Annotated in this window: 16 protein-coding genes; 5 read left to right on the top strand and 11 right to left on the bottom strand. The window is 72.4% G+C overall.

Translation table 11 applies throughout. The annotated features are described in order from the left end of the window. Positions 1-214: 214 nt before the first annotated feature. From L2C96_RS12785 to L2C96_RS12805, 5 genes are all read right to left on the bottom strand, one after another. Positions 215-2887, bottom strand: a complete 2673-nt coding sequence (locus L2C96_RS12785) for a hypothetical protein (protein ID WP_237336287.1) — start codon at positions 2885-2887, stop codon at positions 215-217. Between the two features lie 52 nt (positions 2888-2939). Next, positions 2940-4616, bottom strand: a complete 1677-nt coding sequence (gene ettA, locus L2C96_RS12790) for an energy-dependent translational throttle protein EttA (protein WP_020418209.1) — start codon at positions 4614-4616, stop codon at positions 2940-2942. Positions 4617-4714: 98 nt separating this feature from the next. Then, positions 4715-5212, bottom strand: a complete 498-nt coding sequence (locus tag L2C96_RS12795) for a single-stranded DNA-binding protein (protein WP_020418208.1) — start codon at positions 5210-5212, stop codon at positions 4715-4717. 170 nt (positions 5213-5382) lie between these two features. Continuing rightward, positions 5383-7392, bottom strand: a complete 2010-nt coding sequence (locus L2C96_RS12800; RefSeq protein WP_237336288.1) for a bifunctional copper resistance protein CopD/cytochrome c oxidase assembly protein — start codon at positions 7390-7392, stop codon at positions 5383-5385. 20 nt (positions 7393-7412) lie between these two features. Beyond that, positions 7413-8600: an MFS transporter gene (locus L2C96_RS12805; RefSeq protein ID WP_237336289.1), complete on the bottom strand. Its 1188-nt coding sequence runs from the start codon at positions 8598-8600 to the stop codon at positions 7413-7415. A gap of 66 nt (positions 8601-8666) precedes the next feature. Between L2C96_RS12805 and L2C96_RS12810 the strand changes: the two genes are divergently transcribed. Next, positions 8667-9740 carry a LacI family DNA-binding transcriptional regulator gene (locus tag L2C96_RS12810; RefSeq protein WP_237336290.1) on the top strand — a complete coding sequence of 358 codons (1074 nt, stop codon included), beginning with the start codon at positions 8667-8669 and terminating at the stop codon, positions 9738-9740. A 192-nt stretch (positions 9741-9932) separates the two neighbouring features. Further along, complete coding sequence (locus L2C96_RS12815; protein ID WP_237336291.1) at positions 9933-10313, top strand: peptidase inhibitor family I36 protein; 381 nt, start codon at positions 9933-9935, stop codon at positions 10311-10313. Between the two features lie 256 nt (positions 10314-10569). On the opposite strand, the gene L2C96_RS12820 is transcribed toward L2C96_RS12815, so the two are convergent. After that, complete coding sequence (locus L2C96_RS12820) at positions 10570-12387, bottom strand: glycoside hydrolase family 2 protein (RefSeq protein WP_020418203.1); 1818 nt, start codon at positions 12385-12387, stop codon at positions 10570-10572. Positions 12388-12583: 196 nt separating this feature from the next. Between L2C96_RS12820 and L2C96_RS12825 the strand changes: the two genes are divergently transcribed. Further along, positions 12584-12832 (top strand): S1 RNA-binding domain-containing protein, encoded by a 249-nt coding sequence (locus L2C96_RS12825; protein WP_237336292.1) that lies wholly within the window; start codon positions 12584-12586, stop codon positions 12830-12832. A 275-nt stretch (positions 12833-13107) separates the two neighbouring features. Here the strand turns inward: L2C96_RS12825 and L2C96_RS12830 are convergent, their stop codons facing one another. Together L2C96_RS12830 and L2C96_RS12835 are read right to left on the bottom strand one after the other, a co-directional pair. Beyond that, the gene (locus tag L2C96_RS12830) at positions 13108-13620 is read right to left on the bottom strand and encodes a DUF2087 domain-containing protein (protein WP_237336293.1); all 513 of its coding nucleotides are present in this window, start codon (positions 13618-13620) and stop codon (positions 13108-13110) included. Positions 13621-14756: 1136 nt separating this feature from the next. After that, positions 14757-15509 (bottom strand): PP2C family protein-serine/threonine phosphatase, encoded by a 753-nt coding sequence (locus tag L2C96_RS12835; RefSeq protein ID WP_237336294.1) that lies wholly within the window; start codon positions 15507-15509, stop codon positions 14757-14759. A 77-nt stretch (positions 15510-15586) separates the two neighbouring features. On the opposite strand from L2C96_RS12835, the gene L2C96_RS12840 reads away from it, so the two are divergent. Continuing rightward, positions 15587-18718 carry an AfsR/SARP family transcriptional regulator gene (locus L2C96_RS12840; RefSeq protein ID WP_237336295.1) on the top strand — a complete coding sequence of 1044 codons (3132 nt, stop codon included), beginning with the start codon at positions 15587-15589 and terminating at the stop codon, positions 18716-18718. Here L2C96_RS12840 and L2C96_RS12845 read toward each other — a convergent pair. Both L2C96_RS12845 and L2C96_RS12850 read right to left on the bottom strand, forming a co-directional pair. Next, positions 18706-19881: an FAD-dependent monooxygenase gene (locus tag L2C96_RS12845; protein WP_237336296.1), complete on the bottom strand. Its 1176-nt coding sequence runs from the start codon at positions 19879-19881 to the stop codon at positions 18706-18708. The genes L2C96_RS12840 and L2C96_RS12845 overlap by 13 nt on opposite strands. Before the next feature lie 57 nt (positions 19882-19938). Next, the gene (locus L2C96_RS12850) at positions 19939-20880 is read right to left on the bottom strand and encodes a GNAT family N-acetyltransferase (RefSeq protein ID WP_237336297.1); all 942 of its coding nucleotides are present in this window, start codon (positions 20878-20880) and stop codon (positions 19939-19941) included. A gap of 69 nt (positions 20881-20949) precedes the next feature. Between L2C96_RS12850 and yaaA the strand changes: the two genes are divergently transcribed. After that, the gene (gene yaaA, locus L2C96_RS12855) at positions 20950-21681 is read left to right on the top strand and encodes a peroxide stress protein YaaA (protein ID WP_237336298.1); all 732 of its coding nucleotides are present in this window, start codon (positions 20950-20952) and stop codon (positions 21679-21681) included. Here the strand turns inward: yaaA and L2C96_RS12860 are convergent. Next, positions 21668-22753, bottom strand: a complete 1086-nt coding sequence (locus L2C96_RS12860) for an NAD(P)/FAD-dependent oxidoreductase (protein WP_237336299.1) — start codon at positions 22751-22753, stop codon at positions 21668-21670. The two genes, yaaA and L2C96_RS12860, sit on opposite strands and share 14 nt — an antisense overlap. Positions 22754-22858 lie beyond the last annotated feature (105 nt).

The following is a 22858-nucleotide window of genomic DNA, read 5'->3' on the forward strand; positions in this document are numbered from 1 at the left end:
CCACCAACCCTCACCCCGGCCGCGCGCCGGAAGGGGGCACCGGCTCGGCAACGCACCTACCGCCAACCCTCACCGGCCGCGCGCCAGGAGGGGGGCACCAGCGCAGCAACGCCCACCACCAACCCTCACCCCAGCCGCGCGCCGGAAGGGGGCACCAGCGCAGCAACGCCAGGCCAAGCCTGCCGCGCCGGCGTCGACAGGCCGGCCGGGGAGATCAGCGGTCGCCGCGGTGGCGGCCGTTTCCGGGCTCGCTGCCGTTGCGTCCGTGGCCGTTGACGGGCCGCGGCTCGGAGGACGATTGGTTGCCGAGTCGCTTCACGAGCGCCGCCGCGCTCGCGGTGCCCGCCTGGTGTTCGGCGAGCGCGCGGGCGAGCAGGTCCGCGAGGCCGGCGTCCTCGGGCAGGTCGTCGTCCGGCACGCCGGTCAACTCGGTGCGGAACGGCTCGCCGAGGCCGTCGTCCTGCAGCACCGGCGCGTTCGTGAAGGGAGTCTCCGATGTGCTGTTGCTGGGAGCCGGTTCGCTGTCCGTGTCGGTGGAGTCGTCCCACGGCGCCAGCGACGGTGGCAATCGCAAGCGCGGCAACCAGTTGTCGATGACCGGCATGCTCGGCGCAGGCTCGTTCTCACTGCGCGCCTCGGATTCGGCCCGCCCCGCCGGCGAGACGTCCGCCCGGCTGACCGGCTCCGCATCCGCGCTCAACCACGACTCACTCGACGAGCCAACGTCCTCCCGGGCGGTGTCCTCGCGGCGCGTGCCCGAGTCGCCGCTGAGGGTCGTGCTCTCGTCGGCTCGTCCGGCAGAATCCCGGCCCGCATCGACGGACTCACCGCGGACGCCCTCGCCCACAGCTTCGGGCGCGACGGATTCCCGGCTCGGGCCGTCCTCAGCGCGGCGACGTCCACCAGACTCGGGCTCCCCCGTGCCAGGCGCGCGACGGTGCCCGCCCGACTCGGGCTCTCCCGTGCCAGGCGCGCGCCGGCGCCCGCCACCCGCACCGGTGCTGACCCCCAGCCGGTCCAGCACGCTCCGCGCCGCGACCGACCCGTGCTCCGAATCGTGCCGAGTCTTCCGGGACGCCCGCGTGTCAGCGCGCTCCGAGCGGGAAATCGCCACGATCTCGGACGACACCTCATTCGGCGAGACGTCAGCCGATTGCCCAACCGACTTCTCCTCGGCCCGCCGACGCCCTCCGGCTGTCCGCCGCTCGGATTCCAACGGCATCCCGGACGCGGCCGTCTCGGGCCGCCGGTACCGCACCACGTCGCCAGAAGCCGGTTCGGACCGCGACATACCCGCGTCAGACCGCACCGACTCGCGTGAGTCGAGGCGCGAGACCGCCGCGACCTCGTCAGCTCGGTCCCGCACCGACTCACGCTGCCCGAGCGACGCTGCCGCGCTCTCGTCCGCCTTCGCTCGCGCGGGCTCACGTTCGGACCGGCCCACCTCGTCCGCTCGCGAGGTCCGCTCCAACCGCGACGCGGCCCCGATCTCATCCCACCGCGAAACCTGTGCCGCATCCTCGGCGCGGGAGACCTTCGCAACGTCCGGACGCTTGTCGGCGGGTTCGGGCGCCAGCGACCAGCTCGGCCGTTCGCTGTTGTTCCGGCTCTGTTCCGCCGCCACACGAGGCCGTGGGGCGTCCCCGTTCCCGGTCGCGACCTCGGCGCTGGGCTCACGGCTGGCCGGAACCTTCGGCTCGGGCACCGACAACGGCGCGACCGCAACGGAAGCACTCGTTCCCTCGCCCGCAGGCACCGACCCGAGCACGCGGTCCAGGTCGACCTCGTGCCCGCCACCGCCGAACTCTCCGGCGAGCAGTCCCACCGCCTGGCGGCGGGCCCGCGCGTGGATGTGCTCGGCCGCACGCGCCAGCTGCAGGCACTCGATGGCTTCGGCGTAGCGGCCGAGGCGCTCCTCGACGTGTGCCAGCTCTGTCCACAGCCGCCCGGTCAACGCGTGCAACTCGTGCCGTTCCGTGGCGTGCACGGCATCCCGCAGCATGCGCGCGGCCGCCTCCACACTGCCGGAGGGCAGCAAGACCCGGGTGGCGATCGCCATCCGGAGCCATCCCGCCGGGGCGACCGACGCGGCCCGCGCCGGTTCGTCCAGCACCGACTGCGCGAGGTCCAGCGCGTTCCTGCCGTCCCCGCGGTCGAGCAGCGAGCACACGAGCTGGAGCACCAGCCGGACCCGCACCACACCACCGTCGTGTTGCGCGTCCTCCAGCTGTTCGAGAAAACCGAGCCCCGTGCGCGCCGCGTCGGCCGCGCCGATGACGTCCCCGTGTCGACGCCGATGCGCCGACACCGCGACCCGCAGCAGCGACCGCGCGAGCAGCCGCCCGTCACCGTCGAGGTCGTCGTCCGCCCCGCACAACCGGTCCGCCTCGGCAAGGGTCTTGTCGAGCTCCAGCTTGCGCCCGAACTGCGCCAGACACGCCACCAGCTGGCTCAGCACCGCCGCCTTCCGCGCACCGCCGAAACTGGACGCGTCCAGCACCGGCCGCAGCGCGGCGAGCCCGGTGAGGGGCGCACCGACGCTGCGGGCGCAGACGGCGAGGTCGGTGCGCAGCTGCGCCGCGAGCGTCGTCTGCCCCGTGTCCTCCGCGGCACGCAAAGCAGCCACGGCACGCCCCACCGTCGGCGCGCGCAAACCGAGACGAACCCGCGCGGACACCGCGAGTCCCTCGCCACGCACCCACAGCTCCTCGGCCCCGGCGGCCTCGGCCAGGGCCGCCGCCCGCTCCCCAAGCACGAGCGCCAGCTCGGGCGCGCGCAGCTCGAAGTCGGCGGCCTGGCCGAGCAGGCGCTCGACCGCGGCGATCTCCGCGCTCCGGCCGCCGTCCTGCGGACGCGAACCGGATCGGCTGTGCTGGGTGGCTACCAAGGGGACTCCGCTTCCGTGTCGGCTCGAGCGTGCTAGCACGGGGCTTCCCCGCTCAGTCGCGAGTCAGCTTGCGGTGTGTCACCCGGTGCGGCCGGGCCGCGTCCGGTCCGAGCCGCTCCACCTTGTTCTTCTCGTAGCCCTCGAAGTTGCCCTCGAACCAGAACCACTTGGCCGGGTTCTCGTCGGTGCCCTCCCACGCGAGGATGTGCGTCGCCACGCGGTCCAGGAACCACCGGTCGTGCGAAATGACCACGGCACAGCCGGGGAACTGCTCGAGCGCGTTCTCCAGCGAGCCCAGGGTCTCGACGTCCAGGTCGTTGGTCGGCTCGTCCAGCAGGATCAGGTTGCCGCCCTGCTTGAGGGTCAGCGCCAGGTTCAGCCGGTTGCGCTCACCACCGGAGAGCACGCCCGACGGCTTCTGCTGGTCCGGGCCCTTGAACCCGAACGCGCTCACGTACGCGCGCGACGGCATTTCGGTCTGCCCGACGTTGATGTAGTCGAGCCCGTCGGACACCACCTCCCAGACCGTCTTCTTCGGGTCGATCCCGGCCCGGTTCTGGTCTACATAGGACAGCTTGACCGTCTCGCCGATCTTGACCTCGCCGTCGTCCGGCTTCTCCAGCCCGACGATGGTCTTGAACAGGGTCGTCTTACCGACACCGTTCGGGCCGATCACGCCGACGATGCCGTTGCGCGGCAGCGTGAACGACAGGTCGTCGATCAGGACGCGGTCCTCGAAGCCCTTCTTCAGGTGCGAGACCTCGACGACCACGCTGCCCAGCCGGGGCCCCGGCGGGATCTGGATCTCCTCGAAGTCCAGCTTGCGGGTGCGCTCGGCCTCCGCGGCCATCTCCTCGTAGCGGTCGAGACGGGCCCGCGACTTGGTCTGGCGTGCCTTGGCGTTCGACCGCACCCAGTCCAGCTCGTTCTTCAGGCGCTTCGCGAGCTTGGCGTCCTTCTTGCCCTGGACCTCGAGGCGTTCCCGCTTCTTCTCCAGGTACGTGGAGTAGTTGCCCTCGTAGCCGACGACGCGGCCGCGGTCGAGCTCCATGATCCACTGGGCGACGTTGTCCAGGAAGTACCGGTCGTGGGTGACCGCGAGGACAGCGCCGGGGTAGGTGGCCAGGAACTGCTCCAGCCACAGCACGCTCTCCGCGTCCAGGTGGTTGGTGGGCTCGTCGAGCAGCAGCAGGTCGGGTTTCGACAGCAGCAGCTTGCACAGCGCGACCCGGCGGCGCTCACCACCGGAGAGGTGGGTGACCGGCTCGTCCGGCGGCGGGCAGCGCAGCGCGTCCATCGCCTGCTCGAGCTGGGAGTCCAGCTCCCACGCGTCGGCGTGGTCGAGTTCCTCCTGGAGCCGGCCCATCTCCTCCATCAGCTCGTCGCTGTAGTCGGTGGCCAGCTGCTCGGCGATCTCGTTGAAGCGGTCGAGCTTCACCTTGATCTCGCCGAGGCCCTCCTCGACGTTGCCGCGCACAGTCTTGTCCTCGTTGAGCGGCGGCTCCTGCTGCAGGATCCCGACGCTCGCGCCCGGCTGGAGGAAGGCCTCACCGTTGCTCGGCTGATCGAGCCCCGCCATGATCTTCAGCACGGTGGACTTGCCGGCACCGTTCGGACCCACGACGCCGATCTTGGCGCCCGGGTAGAACGCGGTGCTGACATCGTCGAGGATGACCTTGTCCCCGACGGTCTTGCGCACCTTTTTCATGGTGTAGATGAACTCGGCCATGCCCACGATCGTAGAGCCGTGTCACGCGCGACCGAACGCCGGTCACCATCCCGCGACGGACAGTCAACCCCTCGTCACCGTGGAGAACGCTCCGCTCGTCACGGGCCCTGCCCTCCTCGTGGCCCGGCGAGCGCCGGCGCAGGCTCGTCCACGGGCCCGTCCTGCAGGGTTTCGACGGCGGAGCCGGCAGCGTCCCACAACGGGATCTGGGACGGGACATCGGGTTCGGGCCGCGGGCCCCGCCTCAGCGAGACGCCGCACTGGGCGAGGTTCGGCCCGAGCGCGAAAGCCTCGAGTTCAAGTTGAGCACGAGACCCGCCGGTGTCCGGGTCAGCGGTGTGCAGCCGCCCGTTGACCACGACCGGATCGCCCCGGCGCAGCCCGTCCGCGGCCGATACCGCCATCCCGCGGCGGCACACCACCCGCGCCGAGAACCGCCTGCCCGGCACCCACTCCTGTCTGTTCCGGTCGAACCGGCGCTCATCGCTGCGCACCCAGAAGATCGCCAGCTCGTGCCTGTCCTGCCCGACCCGCTTGACCGTGATGTCGCTGGTCACCGTGCCCACCAGGGTCACCATCGTCTCCCCGATCGCCATCGCCGCTCTCCTTCACACTCGTCGTCACCGGCTTGAGATCAAGAGTGCACCGGGAACGAGCGATTGGGAGAGCGAAAGCGAAATCGGCCGAAATCTGTGGATGGTTTCGGGGCGTGTGGACAACTCGCCGGGCTGATCGGTCGTGATCCCGGAATTGTCGGTGGGCTGTGCTAGGGGCGCGGCTTGCCTTGGTCCGCCATCTGCTTGAGCATCGCGTTGTAGGCCGCCAGCTCCTGGTCTCCGCTGGCCTCCTCGCGGCGGTCCTTCCGCTTCGCCTCGCGCGCGTCGGCCCGCGACCACTGCACGAGCAACGCGATCAGCACCAGCAGCACCGGGACCTCGCCGGACGCCCACGCGATGCCGCCGCCGAGGCGCTGGTCCGCCAGCAGGTCGGACACCCACGGCAGGTGCAGCGCCCGGTAGAAGTTGTCGCCGATGATCGTCTGCTTCGACATCAGGATCACGCCGAAGAAGGCGTGGAACGGCATCGCGGCGAACATCATCCCGAGCCGGCCGAGGTGCGGCAGGCGCCGCGGAGCCTGGTCCACCCCGATCACCGGCCAGTAGAAGACGTAACCGGCGAGGAGGAAGTGGGCATTCATCAGAAGGTGTGCCCAGTGGTAGGTCAGCGCCGCGTCGAACAGGCCGGAGAAGTACAGCGCGTAGAACGAACCGACGAACAAGGCCAGCGCGACGATCGGATGGGTGAGCACGCGGGACACTGGTGAATGCACCGCGGCCAGCAACCACTCGCGCGGCCCCGGCGGAGCGTCCCGGCCCGCGACCGGCAGCGCCCGCAGCGCCAGCGTCACCGGCCCGCCCAGCACGAACAGCACCGGCGCGATCATCGACAGGAGCATGTGGCTGCCCATGTGCACGCTGAACATCGCGGGCGAGTAGCGCCCGATGCCGGACGACGTGGCGATCAGCAGCACGAAACACCCGGCCAGCCACGCCACCGTGCGTCCGACCGGCCACTCGATCCCGTTGCGCCGCAACCGCCGCAGGCCCGCCAGGTAGAGGACGGCCAGCACGATCGCCGCCGTGCCGTAGACGAGGTCGAAGCGCCAGTCGAACAACAGCCGGAGCACGGTCGGCGCGCCGGGCAGGTCATAGCCGATGAGCAGTTCCGTCGTCGACGGCTGGACGGCCTCCTGCGGCGGCGGGGTGCGGCCGAGCGCGGTGGCGATGCCGATCGTGACGAACATGATCAGGACCTCGACCGCGGCCAGCCGCAGCAACTGCCCGCCGCCCTGTCCGTCCACCACCGCGCGCACCCCGCGAGTCCGCTGCTGCTGTCCGAACACGCCGAGCACCAGCAACGCGACGACCTTCGCCACGACGAGCAGCCCGTACTCGGTGGTGAGCAGGTCGGACAGCGGCAGCCGGACCAGCGCGTTGACCACGCCGGACACGGCCATCACGATCCAGCAGACCAGCGCCAGCCGGGAGAAGCGGCGCGCCGCGAGCGACAGGTGCTCCCCGCGCCGCCACCCGAGCGCGAGGAGCGCGACCAGGCCGCCGACCCACAGCGAGGCGGCGATCAGGTGGTAGAGCAGGCTGTTCGTGGCGAGGTCGTGCGAGCCGCCGCTGGCCGAGTGGCCGGTCACGGCGACCGGGACGAGCCCGGCGACGGACAGCCCGAACAGCACCGCGGTCCAGCCCCACGACAGCGCCAGGCGGCAGCCGAGCACCAGCACGAGCGCGATGCCAGCCGTCCACAGCCAGGCCTTGGGCTGCTCGATCGCGTCCACCAGGTCCAGCAGGACCTGCGGCGAGAACAGCTCGGTGACCGGCTTGCCCGCCGCGTCCGCCGCGGTGAACAGGACCGAGGCGAGCGCGGCGAAGAACCACACCCACGCGGCGATCCCGGCCGTGCGCAGCGCCGCGTACCCGTCCCGCGCCAGCACGCCGGACTTCTGCGGCGGCACCAGGAACGTCGCGAGCAGGAGGGACCCGACGCACACGACCGACGCCGCGTCGGCGAGCACCCGGACCACGCCGACGCCGTACTGGGTCACGAGGCCCGGCTCGGGCAGGCCGGCGATCTGGTAGGTGGCCCCGCCCGACAGCGCGAGCAGCGCGACGGCCACCACCGCCGCCAGCAACCCGCACACCAGGAGCAGCGGGAGGACGCTCACCCGGCGCCGGGTCGCGGTCTCGGAAACTTCAGAGGGCACACGTCGAGGGTAGGCCCGCCTCAAACGGGGAGTTCGGCAGCGGTCCGTTCACGGTGACGTGCGCGACTCGCGCCGACCGCGGCCGGCGCGATGAGCGCCGCCAGAACCGCTACCAGCACGAACGAAGCGGACAACGAGGTCGCCTGTGCGATACCGCCGATCAGCGGCGGACCGGCCAGGAACCCGGTGTAGGCGACAGTGGTGACGAACGCGATCTCGCGCTCCCCACCGCTGCCGTCCGCGCGCTTGCCCGCCTCGCCCGCCAGGCTCAGCGCGACCGGGAACGCGGCGGCCAGACCCGTGCCGGCCAGCACGAACCCGGCGAAGGCCAGCGCGGCGACCGGGACGAGTGCGGAGACCAGCAGCCCGGCCGCGGCCACGACCGCGCCGATCGCGAGGGTCCGGGTGGCGCCGAGGCGGCGCTGCACCCACGCGCTGCCGAGCCGGGTGACAGCCATGGCGAGCGAGAACGCGGTGAAGGCGAGCGCGGCGGCGCCCTCGCCCGCGCCGTGCTCAGTGACCAGCAGCAACGCGGACCAGTCCGAGCTGGCGCCTTCGGCCATCGCGGAACACAGCGGCACCACGGCCAGCAGCCACAGCACCGGGCGCCGGGTGGGTGCGGTGGTCGCCGGCCGGGCGGCTCGTTCGGTCCGGGGCACCGCACGCGGCAAGCCGTGGTAGACGACCAGCATCACAAGCGCGGTCACGATGGCGGCGACCAGGAAGTGCCGCTCAGGTGACCAATGCTGCGCCGCGGCGAGCCCGGCGGCGGCGGACGCGACCAGCCCACCGAAGCTGAAACCGGCGTGGAAGACCGGCATGATCGCCTTGCCCGTGCGCCGCTCGACGCTGACGCCGCCGATGTTCATCGCCACGTCGAGCCCGCCGTTGGCGAAGCCGAGGCCGAACAACGCGACCGCGAGCCACGCCACCGAGCCGACCAGCCCGGTCAGCGACAGCACGACGCACGACAGCAGAGTCGCCACGAGCATCACGGCACGCGCGCCGAACCGCTCCGACACGCGGCCGGACAGCGGTGCCGCAAGCAGGAGCCCCGCGGTGCCGCCGAGCAACGCCAGCCCCAGTTCGCCCGGACTGGCTCCGACCTGCTCGGCGAGCGCGGGCACGCGCGGCGCCCACGACCCGTAAACCGCACCGTTGAGCGCGAAGACGACGAAGACCGCTACCCGATCACTGACCCCAATCACCCGTCCCACAATGACTTAAGCGCTTCAGAACGTCAAGCCGGTCGGTGATCGGTCTAGACTGCGGCGATGACCGGTACCCGTCGGCGCCGCCCGACGCTCGACGACGTCGCCGAAGCGGTGGGCGTCTCGCGGGCGACGGTGTCCAACGCGTACAACCGCCCGGACCAGCTGTCGGCCGAGCTGCGGGACGAAGTGCTGCGCGTGGCGAAGCGGCTCGGCTACACGGGTCCCAACCCGACCGCGCGCAGCCTCGCCACGCAGCGCTCGGGCGCGATCGCCTTCATGCTCGACACCGGGTTGTCGGCGGCGTTCTCCGATCCGGCGTTGTCGATCACGCTGGATGCGCTCGCGAGCCGGGTCGATCCGGAAGGGCACGCGCTGCTCCTCCTGCCGGGCGGACACGACGGCGGACCACGGGCGGACCGAGTGCTGGCGGCGCAGGCGGACCTCGCGGTCGCCTACTCGCTGGCGGACAACGCGCCGGCGCTGCGGGCGGTCAAGCAGCGCGGACTGCCGCTGGTGGTGATCGACCAGCCGATCGTGCCCGGGTCGGCGCGGGTGTCGACGGACGACCGCGGCGGCGCGACGGCCGCGGCCCGGCACCTGCTGGAGCTGGGCCACCGGCGGTTCGCGATCCTGTCCGCGCAGTGCCTGTCCGAGCCGCGCGGGGGCCCGTTGAGCGCGACGGAGGCGGCGCGGAGCCGGTTCCTGGACAACCGGGAGCGGCTCGCCGGCTACCTGGAAACCTTGGGGGCGGCCGGGATCGATCCGGACGCGGTGCCGATCTGGGAGGTGTCCGGACTGTCGCGGGAGGCGGCCATGCCGGGCGCGGCGGCGTTGCTGGACCGGGAGCCGACCGCGCTGCTGTGCATGTCGGACGAGCTGGCCCTCGCGGCGCTGGCCGTCGCCCGGCAACGCGGTCTCCGGGTGCCTGCGGACCTGTCGATCGTCGGGTTCGACGACACGCCGCCGGCCGCGTGGTCGGATCCGCCGTTGACGACCGTGCGGCAGGACCTCGTGCGCAAGGGGCAGCTCGCCGGGGAACTGGCGCTGCGCCTGCTCTCCGGACAGCGCGCGCCGAAGGCGACCACTTTGGACGTCGAACTGGTGGTGCGCGGTTCCACGGGTCCCGCCAAATAGCAGAGGTTTCGCCCATTCGGCAAGAACGAATTCGGCACCCTGTGGACAAGTGCGTTTCCGAGGCCCCGATCGGGTTAACGGAACCTACTTATCCACAGAAGTAGAAATCCCTGCTGACAGCCCTTCTCCCACCGGCCATTGTGGAGTCCGGAACCGCGCACCGCGGAGACCGACTCACAGGGGAGATGAGAAATGTTCGGGAATTTTCGCGCGTATCTGCCGAAGGCGCTCGTCCTGGCCGCGCTGGGACTGTTGACCGCGGGCGGCATCGCCGAGGCCGAGACCGCGCCGCCGGTCGGGTACGGCTGCGAGCAGGGCGAGTTCTGCGCGTGGTCCGAGGAGTTCTACGGCGGGTCGGTGCAGTTCCTCGACCTCCGCACGGCCAATCCCGGCGAGTGCATCCCGCTCAGCGGTGACGCGCGGTCGTTCGTGAACCGGCTGGACCGCGAGGTGACGGTGTACCAGGGCGAGGACTGCTCCACCGAAGGCGACTTCACCACGTACCCGGGTGGCGGGACGTTCGTGCCGCACGCGCCGTTCGTTGTGCGGGCGATCCAGATCTGGGACTACTAGGCCGCGCCGCCGCAGACGAGATCGCCGTTCGCCCGCTCCTGGGGACGTGAGTCCGGGCTGGCGGCGGTCCGGGAACCGCTTCCCCGCGGTTCCCGCCCGCGGGCGCGTCGCGGGCACACGGCGCGCCCGCGGGTCACCACTGAAGGTTCTCGCCCACGGGCCGAGGTACCAGCCGTGGTCTCGCGCTCCCGCTTGGTGCCGAAGATCGTCGGCAACACAAGACCGGGATGGTGACACCACTCGAAGGTCCCGGCTGTCAGCTGCGCTCCCGGTAGGGGTTCAGTTCTTCCGGGGGCACGGCCGCGGCAGGGCGAGTGAGGATGGCTCGTACCCGGGCCGGATCGATCTTGGGCACGCGTCCGGCGGTGAGCAGGCCGTTGCGTTCCTGCTCGGTGTCGGTCAGCTGGGTGTAGCAGAAGCCGGCGAGGTCCGGCGACGAGAGGACCGCGGTGACGAGCTGGTCCAGCCGGGCGGCCAGCTCCTCGTCGTCGGTCACCGTCGAGTAGCCGAACCACTTCTCGTCCTCGGCGGGAACGTGGGAGAGGCCACCGAACTCGGTCAGCATGACGGGGCGGTCCGTCGTGGTGTCGTCGAGCAGGAGGCGGCGACCACCGGGCCGGCCGTCGGACAGGGCACGGCGCAATTCGGCACCGTACCGTGTGGACAGTGCCTCACCGGTCGGGGCGTAGTCGTGCACGCCGATGATGTCGGCTTCCGGGATTTCCCAGCCGTCGTTGCCGATGACCGGGCGGCTGGGGTCGATGCTCTTGGTGAGGTGGTAGATCGAGCGCACGAAGTGGGTTTGCCCGGGTGCCGTGGCGACGTCGGGAACGCCCCAGCTCTCGTTGATCGGCACCCAGGTCACGATGCAGGGGTGGCTGCGGTCCCGGCGCAGGATCTCCAGCCACTCCCGGGTGAGCCGCTCGACGGCTTCGGGCGCGAACTCGTAGGCGTTCGCGGTCTCGCCCCAGACGAGCAGGCCGAGCTTGTCGCACCAGAAGAGGAACCGCGGATCCTCGGCCTTTTGGTGCACGCGGACGCCGGTGAAGCCGAGTTCCTTGATGAGCTCGACCTCCCGGCGGAGTGCGACCGAGTCCGGCGCGGCCAGGTGCGACTGCGGCCAATAGCCCTGTTCCAGGACCATTCGCGGGTAGTAAGGGAGGTGGTTGAGGAGGAAGCGGCCGTCGGCCACGCCGACCTCGCGCAGACCCAGGTAGCTGCTCACCGTGTCGGACGGCACTTCCGCGGCGTGCAGTTCGACCGACGCATCGACGAGCACCGGGTTCTCCGGCGACCACAGCAGGCGGGACCGATCCTGACCGTGCCGCAGCGCGGGCACGGCGATGTCGAACCGGAACCGCCGCCGGTCGACGCGCACGGACTGCTCGGCAAGGATCTCGTCGCCGTGCCGCAGCACCACGCGGATCGTCACCGCTTCGCCGGGCGTCGCGGAAAGCTCGCCCTCACAAGAGACCGATGCGCGGGTGAGTTCGGGAGTCCAGTGCAGTTCGCGAAGGTGGAGTGCCGGGACGACCTCCGCCCACACCGGCTGCCAGATCCCCGTGGTGCGGTGGTACCAGATGTCGTGCGGCTCCGGGTGCCAGTCCTGCTTGCCCCTGGGCTGGGTGCCTTCGTCCGGGCGGTCTTCCGCGCGCAGGACGATCACTTGCGGACCGTGGGGCCGCAGAGCCGCGGTGATGTCGAAGGAGAACGGCGTCTGCCCGCCTTCGTGGCTGCCGAGGTGGATTCCGTTGATCCACACCGACGCCGCGTAGTCCACGGCGGCGAAGTGCAGGACGAGCCGGTGGCCGTCGGGGATCGGCGGGGCGTCGAACTCACGCCGGTACCAGACCACGGTGTGCGGTTCGGTCGCGTGCACGCCGGAGAGTTCCGACTCCGGCGGATACGGGACGGTGATCGTCCGGTCGAACGGCTCGGTGGCGGTGAACCAGTGGTCGGCGAGGCCGCGATCGTCGTCGTCGAAGGCGAAGCCCCAGGCGCCGTCCAGGTCGAACCACTCGGACCGGACGAGTTGTGGTCGTGGGCAAAGTCGGTCCGGGTCGGCGGCGATCATGCCGGAAACCCTACGACAGGAAGGACTGTTGAGCATGACCCCGTGAGCTGTTAACTTCGACGCCGTGACTGCCGGGTCGGCCTTGCGCCGCGCACAGACAGGACTCCCGGCCGCGCCGTGATCACCCGGCGGGCCCGCGGCCCGCCACCTCCTGCGCTCTCCCCTTCTCTGGGACGAAGCGAAAGGAGGTGATCACATGTCCCAGTACCAGGTCTCGCAGGCCGTGTGGCGCGATTTCCTCGCCCAGCACGCGAATGGCGGAGTCATCACCGCGACCGTGACGCGAGTGGTTCCGTTCGGCGCCTTCGTCGAACTGCCGCCGGGCGTTCCCGGGCTGTTGTCCCGGCCCGCCTGGACCGCGGAAGCGGAAGCCGGTGAACGGGTCGATGTCCGCATCGCGAGCCTCGACGTCGAGAACCGGCGCGTGAGCGTGGTTCCTGCGTGATTGACACGGTGTGATCGACAGGGTGCGGGGGCAGAATGGCGCTGCCCCCGCACTCTCCGCAGCCTAGCGAGCGCTCCAGCCCTGGGACGCCGCCGTTTCGGCCCTGTCGCGCCGCGCGCTGCCGGGGCGGCCGGACCGCGCCGACCCGATCGAGCAGCCGCGCCGACGTGCACGTGGAGCCGAGCCGTGCGCGGCAACGGCCAGTTGTGGGCAAACCACAACGCCAAACTCGCCGGGTCAGCGGCTCAAGCCGGCGTTCGTTATGGCCGAGCCTCTCAGACGTGAGCGCGACGGCCGTCGTTCTCGGGGTTGGGCCGGGCTTCGGCGGGGCGGCCGTATGCGCGTCCGTCGTTGCTGCGCTGGAGGAGCCCGGCGTCGACGAGGTAGCGGCGAAGCGCGGCATGGTCCTCGTAGATCGCGGCGAGCTTCGCGCGGACCTCCGGCTCGGTGTAGACCCGGCCGGGCTCGAACTGCTCGGCGAGTTTCTCGAGCAGGGCCTGGCGAAGCTTGCCCGGACGCGGAATGGTGGTGAGCCGGCCGCGGCTGAACAGCGCTTCGAGCGGATCGCTCGGCGGCTTGGCGAGCGAGTCGCGGAAAGCTTGCGGCACTGCCCGGTACCGATCCCCGTCAACGGTGACCATCCCAGCCGAAACGAGGCGCTTCGCAAGTTTCGCGGTGTGCCGATCCCCTGCCACCGGTAACCCGTCGGGCGAAGTGCAGATTCGGGCGAAGAGCATCAGGCGTTCAGGGTCCGCCAGCGCGGAGACCAGCGCTTCCGGTGAGGCCATGGCCCAGACCGTACCCGCGGCCGACGCCCCCGCGAACCAGTTTTCAAGATCCGAACCGGCACGCCGCCGGGCCGACCGGGCACGCCCACCACGAGGTAGCGCACCCCACCAAGGGTGCGCGTCGCCGCCGGGCGGCGAAGCCCACCTCGGAGGGCACACCCGCCGGAAGGCGGGCCGCCGCCCGGGTGGAAGAACCAGCGGCGTTCGCAGAGCGCGCGACCAGCCTCAGCCGCCGCGCGCAGCCGCCGCCCGCTGGAACAGCCCTCCACCGGCGCGCGACTCCGCAGGCCTGACCAACCTTCGCCGGCGCGCCGGCCGACCCGAGCGACTAGCCCCCATCGGGCCCATCGGCCCTAGCCAGCCGCGCCAGCCCCATCAGTCCCAACCGACCGTGTCAGCCCTAACCGACCACCTCAGCCGGGTCGGCCCATCGGCCCTAGCCAGCCGCGCCAGCCCCAATCAGCCCTAACCGACTACGCCAGTCCTAGCCGACCACGTCAGCCGGTCGCGTCTGCGTCACCACGCCTGCCGAGCCAGCCACGCCGGCCTCAGCCGGCCATGCCGCCGCGTCCGACATGTCGGCGTCAGCCGGCCGCGTCCATGACCGCCACACCGGCCCCAGCCAGTCACAGCGGACCGAGCCAGCCACGCCGCCCGCGTCACGTCGGCCTCAGCCGGCCGCGTCCGCGTTCGTCATACGAGACCGAGCCAGCCACGTCGGCCCAATCAAGCCACGCCGACCCCAGTTAGCCACGTCGGCCAGCCGGGCCGCGTCCGCGACGCCTGCCCGAGCCAGCCACGCCGACCCAACCAAGCCACCCCGGCCCCAGTTAGCCACGTCGGCCTCAGCCGACCGCGTCCGCGACCCCTACCCGAGCCAGCCACGCCAGCCCGACCAGCGACGCCGGACCGAGCAGCGGCCTCAGCTGGCCACGCCGCCGGCGTCGGAGACGTCGGCCTCAGCCGGCCAGGCCGCCCGCACCGGATAGGTCGGCCTCAGCCGGCCATGCCGCCCGCATCGGATAGGTCGGCCTCAGCTGGCCACGCCGGATCGAGCCAGCCATGCCAGCCTCAGTCGGCCACGCCGCCCGCGTCGGAGACGTCGGCCTCAGCCGGCCACGCCGCCCGCGTCGGCCTCAGTCGGCCGCGTTCGCCTCCGCCACGTCGGCCACGATGCAGCTGATGTTGTCCGGTCCGCCGCCCGCGTTGGCCAGCTCCACGAGCCTCTGGACGGCCTCCTCCGGAGTCGGCACCGTCGTCAGCACCTCCGTCAGCTGCTCCGGCGTCGCGACGTCGGAGAGGCCGTCGGAGCAGATGAGGTACCTGTCGCCGGGCCTGGCGTCCACCACGAAGAGGTCCGGCTCGGGCTCGCCGGCGCCCTGGAGCGCCCTCGTCAGCACCGAACGCTGCGGGTGGCTCATCGCCAGCTCCGGCGAGATCCGGCCCTGGTCCACCAGCTCCTGCACCACCGTGTGATCGCGCGTCACCTGCGCCAGCTCGCCCTCGCGCAGCCGGTACGCCCGCGAGTCCCCGACGTGGGCCACCGCGAACGACGTGCCGTCCCAGGCCAGCACCGTCAGCGTGGTGCCCATGCCCTGCAGGCGGCTGTCCTCCTCGACCTGGGCCCGCAAGCGGGCACCGGCGTCGGCCACGGCGGCCGCCAGCGCCTCCACGTCGGCCTTCGCGGACTCCGCCTCGAGGCGCTCGTCCAGGGCGGCGATCGCGGCGACCGCGCCCGAACTGGCGACCTCACCGGCGACGTGACCCCCCATCCCGTCGGCGACGGCGAGCAGACGCGGACTGGTGTAGACCGAGTCCTCGTTCGCTTCGCGTCGCTGCCCGACGTCGGAAGCCACGGCGTAGGAAATCGTCAGCGGCCCAGGTTCCATGAGTGAAGTAAAGCAGCGGCCCGCGAACCGCGGCACAGCCTCACCCCGTCCGGCGCGCCATGCGCCACAATCGCGGGGTGTGGTTCGCCGTCCTGGGTCCTGTCGAGGCGCGCTCCGCGGCCGGCGACCCGGTGCCCCTCGGCGGGCCACGGCCCCGGTCCCTCCTCGCGCTCCTGCTGCTCGACGCCGGTCGCGTCGTCGGCACGGACCGGCTCGTCGACGGCCTCTACGGCGACCACCCGCCGGGCGACGCGGCCAACGCCCTGCAGGCCCAGGTGTCCCGCCTCCGCCGCAAACTCGGCGACCAGGCCCGCATCGAATCCCACCCCGCCGGCTACCGCCTCGCGGTCGAACCGGACCAGGTCGACCTCCACCGCTTCACCCGCCTCGCCCGCGACGGGCGCCAAGCCCTCAACACCAACGAGCACGCCCGCGCCGCGAAGCTGCTACGCGAAGCCCTGGACCTCTGGCGCGGCCCGGCCCTCGCGGACGTACGCGACGCCCCCTTCGCCGAAGCACAGGCCGCGCGCCTCGACGAGTTGCGCGTCGCCGCCGTCGAGGACCGCGCCGAAGCCGACCTCGCCATCGGCGAATCCCGCGCGGTGATTGGCGAACTCACCGAACTGTGCGCCGCGCACCCCCTGCGGGAACGGCCCCGCGTCCTGCTCATGCGCGCGCTCGCCGCCAACGGCCGCCAAGCCGAGGCGCTCACCGTCTTCGCCGACGCCCGACGCGTGCTCGCCGACGAACTCGGCGCCGACCCGTCCCCGGAACTCGCCGCCGCGCACCTCGCCGTGCTGCGCGCCGAGCCGCCGCCCGAACCGCCGAAGATCCCCGCCCAGCTCACCACTTTCATCGGCCGCGAAGCGGAACTGGCCCGCATCGCCGACCTGCTCGGCACCGGGCGCCTGGTCACCCTGACCGGCCCCGGCGGCGCGGGCAAGACCCGTCTGTCCATCGAGTCCGGTGGCCGTGCCGACGGCGAAGTGTGCTTCGTGGACCTGTCCCCCGTCACCAGCGGCGCCGACGTCGCCCAGGCCGTCCTCACCGCGCTCGGCCTGCGGGAGACCGGCCTGTTCCCCACCGGCGGCGCCCCGCCGGACCCGGTCGGGCGCATCGAGGTCGCGCTCACCGACCGGCGCCTGCTGCTGATCCTCGACAACTGCGAGCACGTCATCGCCGACGCCGCGAAGCTCGTCCACCGGCTCCTCTCGTCGAGCCCCGGGCTGCGGGTGCTCGCCACCAGCCGCGAACCACTCGGCATCACCGGCGAGGCGCTGTGCGCGGTGCCGCCACTCGCGTCCCCGCCGCTCGGCACCGACGCGGCCGAAGCCACCGGCTACGAGTCGGTGCGGCTGTTCACCGAACGGGCCGCCGCCGTGCGGCGCGGGTTCCGCCTCGACGACGACTCGGCCGAGCGGGTGCGGCGGATCTGCGCCGCGCTCGACGGGCTGCCACTGGCCATCGAACTCGCCGCGGCGCGCCTGCGGACCCTGCCGCTGGACCAGCTCGAAGCCCGCCTCGACGACCGGTTCCGCCTGCTGTCCAAGGGCAGCCGCACCGCCGCGCCCCGCCACCAGACGCTGCGTGCCGTCGTCGGCTGGAGCTGGGACCTCCTCACGCCGGACGAACAGAACCTGGTGCGCCGCTTCGCGATCTTCGCGGGCGGCGCCACGGTGGACGCGGTCGCGAGCGTGTGCGGACTGTCCGAACCGGACACCGAAGACCTCCTCGACAGCCTTGTCGACAAGTCGCTCATCGAGTTCTCCGGTGAGCGCTACCGGATGCTGGAGACGATCCGGGCGTTCAGCTCCGAGCGGCTGGACGAATCCGGCGAACGGGACGCGGTGGCCAGGGCGCACGCCGGGCACTTCCTCGCCCTCGCCCAGACCGCCGACCCGCACCTGCGCCGCACCGAGCAGATCGAGTGGCTCGCCCGCCTGACCGTCGAGCGGGCGAACCTGCACGCGGCACTGCGCTGGGCGGTCGAGTCGGACACCGCGCTGGCGCTGCGACTGGTCGGCGCACTGTCCTCGTACTGGCGTCTGCAGGGCGTGCGCACGGAAATCGCGCCGCTCGCCGCGCGGCTGCTGGCCAACCTCGGCCCGGAACCGCCCGCCGACCTGGCGGAGGAGTACGTGCTGTGCGTGCTCAACGCCGCGCCCGCCGAACCACCCGGTCTCGACGAACACCTGCGGCGGGTCGATTCGATCGTGCCGTCGCTGCCGTGGCCGCTGCGGCAGCCGTACCTGCTGGTCTACTGGGCGCTGTTCGCCGGCCCGCCGAGCCCGGCGCGGCGGCCGAACGAGCTGGAACAGGCCATGGTCGACGACGACGATCCGTGGTTCCAGGCGCTGGTGCACTTCTCGACGAGCTACCTGCGCCTGTTCAACGGTGACAGCGCGGGCGCAGAAGAGGCCTTCGCCAGATCGCTCGAGCTGTTCCGGCAGATCGGCGACCGGTGGGGCACCGCGCAGGTGCTCGACGGGCTCGCCGAGCTCGCGGACCTGCGGGGTGACCGGGACCGGTCCGCCGCGCTCGTCGACGAGGCGATGGACCTGCTCGGTCAGCTCAACGCGACGGAGGAGCTGGCCGAGCTGTGGGCGCGGCGGGCGGACCGGTTGCTGCGCGACGGCGACCTGACCGACGCCGAAACCGGTCACCGCCACGCGGCGGACCTCGCGCGGCGCGCGGGCGCCTCGACCCTGCTCGGCCTCACCGAGCGCGGGTTCGGCGAGCTGGCCCGGCGTCGCGGGGACTTCGCGCAGGCCAGAGCGCACTTCGAGCGGGCGCTGGCCACGCTGGGCACGGACTGGCAGAGCGACGCGGCGAGCGCCCGGACCCTCACCGCGATGGGCAGGCTCGCCGAGGCGACGGGCGACTGGACTGAGGCGCGGGCACGACACCGGCAGGCGCTCGACATCACGCTGGCGCAGCACTTCCGGACCGACATCGCGGACGCGCTGGAAGGCCAGGCGGGGATGACCCTGCTCGACGGCGATCCCGAGCGGGCGGCCGAGCAGCTGGGGATGGCGGTGGCGCTGCGGAGCGCCGCCAGGCCGCACGACCAGGACGTGGCGGCGGTGGCGGCCGGCTGCCAGAAGCTGCTGGGCGCCGACGCCTTCGCAGCCGCCTACGACCGCGGCGCCGCCATGTCCTTCGAGGAGATCGCCGAAACCCTCAGCTCCCGGGAGCCTCAGATCCCGTAGTCCTTCAGCTTCAACGTGTTCGCCGCCTTCAGCGTCATCTTGTCGAACACCCCGGAGAACACGCGGGTCGTCAGCATCCGGTGCGACTGGTTCCGCAGCCACAGACCACGCGCGGTGCGGGGCGCCAGGAACGGACCGGTGCCCTTCGCCTGCTTCGCGCCCGCCTCGGCGGCCGGGCGGACCTCCGACTCGTACCGCTCGAACGCCACCGCGTGGTCCCCGCCCGCGGCGGCCAGCTCGCCCGCCAGCACGTACGCCGCCATCATCGCCAGGCCCGTGCCGCCACCGCCAGGCCCCACGCCCCAGCCCGCGTCGCCGACCAGTGCGACCCTGCCGCTGGTGTAGCGCGGCAGGTACACGTGCGCCAGCTCGTCGAAGTACAGGTCGTCGGCGTCGCGCAGGGCGTCCAGCAGGCGCGGGACCTCCCAGCCGACCCCGGCGTACACCGACGCGATCAAACGCTTCACCTGGTCCTCGTCCTTGCGGTCGTAGGTCAGGCCGTCGGCCGCGAAGACGAAACCGATGCTCGCGGGGCCGTCCGGGTCCTGCGCGGCGTACGTCACGCCGCGGCCGAGCACGTTGTAGATCAGCCCGGTGTGGTCGAGCCGCAGGTGGTTCGGCGCGCTGAACCCCGCGCACGCGTACCCCATCTCGGTGCGGAACCGCGACTCCGGCCCGAACGCCAGCGCCCGCACGCCCGAGTGCAGCCCGTCGGCGCCGATCACCAGGTCCACGGTCCGTGGGGCGCCGTGGGCGAACGTCACCTCGACACCCGAACCGGTCTCCGTCAGCGACGTGATCCAGTCGCCGAAGACGTACTCCGTGCGGTCATTCGTCGCCTCGTACAGCACTCGGCTCAGGTCGCCGCGCTGGATCTCGACCTCACCGCTGATCATCGAGGACGGCAGGCTCGCCACGCGCTTCCCGGACGCGTCCAGGATGTGCTGCTCCCCCATCGACGTCTGGTGCGCGCGGATCTCCTCCAGCAATCCCATCCGCCGCAGCACCGCCACCTGCTCGCCGCGGAAGTCCACGGCCTGCCCGCCCTCCCGCAGGGCGGGCGCCCGCTCGACCACGGTCGTCGCGTAGCCAAGACGGTTCAGCCAGAACGCGGTGGACGGGCCGGCGATGCTCGCGCCGGAGATCAGCACAGTCCTACTCATCGAAGCACTCCTCGAACTCGGTTGCCCCGAGCTTCACCAGGAGCGCTGACCGGTGGCTTACCGTCCGCTGACCGGGCGCGCGTGCACGTGCCAGTGGCCGGTCACCACGAAGCCGCACCGCTCGTACACCCGCTGCGCGCCGGTCGGGTTCTCGCCGTCCACACCGAGCACCGCCCGCCGGTAGCCACGCTCGCGGGCCTCCCGCAACACCCGCGCCACCAGGCTCTTCGCCGCTCCGCGGCCCCGCGCCTCGGGCAGGGTGCCGACGTACTCGACGACCACCTCGCCGTCCGCGACGCCGCGTTCGACGCACAGCACCAGCGCCGTCACCCGGTCGCCGTCGAGCGTCAGGAACGACAGCTCCGGCCGGAACCCGGCACTGCCGGTGACGCGGTGCCGGAACACCTCGGGCGTCAGCGGCGCGCTGCCGAAGTGCTCGCCGAACGCCTCGTTGAGGGCGAGCCGGGTGGCCTCCTCGTGCCGCGGCTCATACCGGACCGGCTCGACCGTGGACTCCACGGACGGCAGGGCCGACAGGTCCGCCGTCATGTCGAGGAAGGTGCGCACGTGCTCGTAGCCGCCGCGGCGCAGCACCGACGCGTACCACCGCTGGTTGTCGTGCGCCATGGCGTGCAGTTCCAGCGGCGCTCCCGGGAACACTTTCCGGTGAAGTTCGGAGCTCGCCTCCTCGTACCACCGGAGCAGCTCCGCGCCGAGGGCGTCCGTCCGGTGGTCCGGGTGCACCATCGATTCGACCCGCATCTGGTGCACCGGATCGGCGGCGGTCCGGCGCGCCGTCATCGCGTAGGCGATCAACCGGTCGCCGTCCAGCACGGCGACCCCCGCCTCGGGCAGCGGCGAGTTCGGCGACTCCAGGCTCTCCCTGATGTCGTCGACGCTGTGCTCCTCCCCCGTGGGCTCCACCTTCTCGGCTGCGGCGAACAACTCCGTCACCGCTTCGGCGTCGTCCAGCCGCAGTGCGCGCCAGGTCACAGTCATCGGTCGAGCGTAGGCACAGCCGCTGGCCCGTCCCCAGCGATTTTCCGCGCCCGGGTTACCCTGCTGGCCGTGCTGGTGCTGCTGCCTCCTTCGGAAACCAAAGCCGCCGGTGGGGACGGCCCTCCGCTGAATCTCGACGCGTTGTCGTTCGCCGAGCTGAACCCGCTGCGGCGCAAGCTCGCCGACGCGCTGGTGGAGCTGGCGGGCAACGTTCCGGAGAGCCTGGACGTGCTGGGCCTCTCGGCGCGGCAAGAGGATGAGGTCGCGCGCAACGCCGCGCTCTGGAGCGCGCCCACCCTGCCCGCGCTGGAGCGCTACACCGGCGTGCTCTACGACGCGCTCGACTACGGCGGCCTGCGTCCCGCCGCGCGGGCGAAGGCGGACCGCAGGCTGGCCGTCGCCTCCGCCCTGTTCGGCATCGCCCGCGGCGACGACCGCATCCCGGCCTACCGGCTCTCCGGGGGCACCACCCTGCCCGCGCTCGGCACGCTGCGGTCGCTGTGGCGGCCGGTCCTGGAGCCCGCACTGGCCGAAGTGGACGGTCTGATCGTCGACCTGCGCTCCGGCGCCTACGCCGCGCTGGCCCGCATCCCGCGTGCGATCACGGTGCGCGTGGTCACCGCGAGCGGCAAGACCGTGAGCCACTTCAACAAGGCCTACAAGGGAAAGCTCGCCGCCGCGCTGGCGACCGCCACCCGTGAACCCTCCACTGTGGAGGGCCTGATCGGCGCCGCCGAGCGGGCAGGCATCACGCTGGACCGGGTCGGCGAGCAGGAGCTGGAGCTGATCACCGACCGGTGAACCGCTCCGGCCGGTAGGGCGCGAGGTCGACCGGCGCATCCTCGCCGAGCGCGAGGCAGGCGACGAGACGTCCGGCGAACGGCGCCGCGGTGAGCCCGCCGGGGCCGAACCCGGTGGCGATCAGCACGTCCGGCCGCTCCACCAGCGGCCCGAGCAGCGGCAGGCCGTCCGGCGAGGCGGGCCGGAAGCCGATCCGGGTTTCCAGCAGCGTCGCGTCGGCCAGGCCCGGCGCGACGGTCAGGGCGTGGTCCAGCACCTCCCGCTGGCCGGCCGCGGTGATGCGGTGGTCGAAGCCGGAGCCGGTCTCCCGCGTGGCGCCCGCGACGACCCGCGAGCCGGGGAAGGCCAGCAGGTAGTGGCTGGACACCGGCAGCACCACCGGCCAGCGCGCGGTGTCCGCGCCCGGCAGTTCGAAGTGGCTGATCTGGCCCCGCTGCGGCGCCACGGACACGGACGGCACCAGCTCGCTGCTCCACGCCCCGGCCGCGACGACGACCTTGTCCGCGTCCAGCTCCTCCCCGGTGACCCGGACGCCGCGCCCGGTCAGCTCCGCCGCGCCCTGAACGATCCGGGCGCCGCGCGCCACCGCGGCGTCGAGCAGCGCCTGCCGCATCCGCCGCCCGTCCACGCGGCCGCCGCCGGAGACGTGCACCGCGGCCAGATCGGGCGCGAGCGCGGGGAACAGCTCGCGGGCCTGCGCCGGATCGAGCCGGGAGACCTCGCCCGCCGCCGGTTCCCCGGCAACGCGCGCACTCACCCGGGCGAACGCCTCGTCGAGCTCGGCCGGGTCCGCCGACACGACCATCCCGCCGACCACCTCGAACGAGGTGTCACCGGCGCCGTCCTCGGCCAGCTGGGCGACCAGCTCCGGGTAGTAGGCGGCGGCCGCGGCGGCGAAGCGGTACTCGTCGTCGCCGCGGCGACTGGTCCACGGGCACACGATGCCCGCACACGCGGCCGTCGCCACTCCCGGACGGCCTGCCTCGACCACGACGACCTCGGCGCCGCGGCGGGCGAGCTGGTGGGCGGTGCTCGCTCCGGCGATCCCGGAGCCGATCACGATCACGCGCATGCCGCCAGTCTGCCGGTAATTCGGTTGCGGCCGCAGCGCCGCCGCGGGCATGATCACGCGAAACGCCGGTGCGCTGGGCCCCGGTGGCGAGTGAAGGAGGTGCGT

This window comes from Amycolatopsis tucumanensis, assembly GCF_021654135.1.
In the GTDB taxonomy this organism is placed as follows: domain Bacteria; phylum Actinomycetota; class Actinomycetes; order Mycobacteriales; family Pseudonocardiaceae; genus Amycolatopsis_E; species Amycolatopsis_E tucumanensis.

Bases quoted from the DNA above. Each gene is read 5' to 3' on its own strand.
- ettA (WP_020418209.1), bottom strand. From the start codon at position 4,616: ATGGCCGAGTTCATCTACACCATGAAAAAGGTGCGCAAGACCGTCGGG.
- L2C96_RS12795 (WP_020418208.1), bottom strand. From the start codon at position 5,212: ATGGCGATCGGGGAGACGATGGTGACCCTGGTGGGCACGGTGACCAGC.
- L2C96_RS12810 (WP_237336290.1), top strand. From the start codon at position 8,667: ATGACCGGTACCCGTCGGCGCCGCCCGACGCTCGACGACGTCGCCGAA.
- L2C96_RS12815 (WP_237336291.1), top strand. From the start codon at position 9,933: ATGTTCGGGAATTTTCGCGCGTATCTGCCGAAGGCGCTCGTCCTGGCC.
- L2C96_RS12820 (WP_020418203.1), bottom strand. From the start codon at position 12,387: ATGATCGCCGCCGACCCGGACCGACTTTGCCCACGACCACAACTCGTC.
- L2C96_RS12825 (WP_237336292.1), top strand. From the start codon at position 12,584: ATGTCCCAGTACCAGGTCTCGCAGGCCGTGTGGCGCGATTTCCTCGCC.
- L2C96_RS12830 (WP_237336293.1), bottom strand. From the start codon at position 13,620: ATGGCCTCACCGGAAGCGCTGGTCTCCGCGCTGGCGGACCCTGAACGC.
- L2C96_RS12835 (WP_237336294.1), bottom strand. From the start codon at position 15,509: ATGGAACCTGGGCCGCTGACGATTTCCTACGCCGTGGCTTCCGACGTC.
- L2C96_RS12845 (WP_237336296.1), bottom strand. From the start codon at position 19,881: ATGAGTAGGACTGTGCTGATCTCCGGCGCGAGCATCGCCGGCCCGTCC.
- L2C96_RS12850 (WP_237336297.1), bottom strand. From the start codon at position 20,880: ATGACTGTGACCTGGCGCGCACTGCGGCTGGACGACGCCGAAGCGGTG.
- L2C96_RS12860 (WP_237336299.1), bottom strand. From the start codon at position 22,753: ATGCGCGTGATCGTGATCGGCTCCGGGATCGCCGGAGCGAGCACCGCC.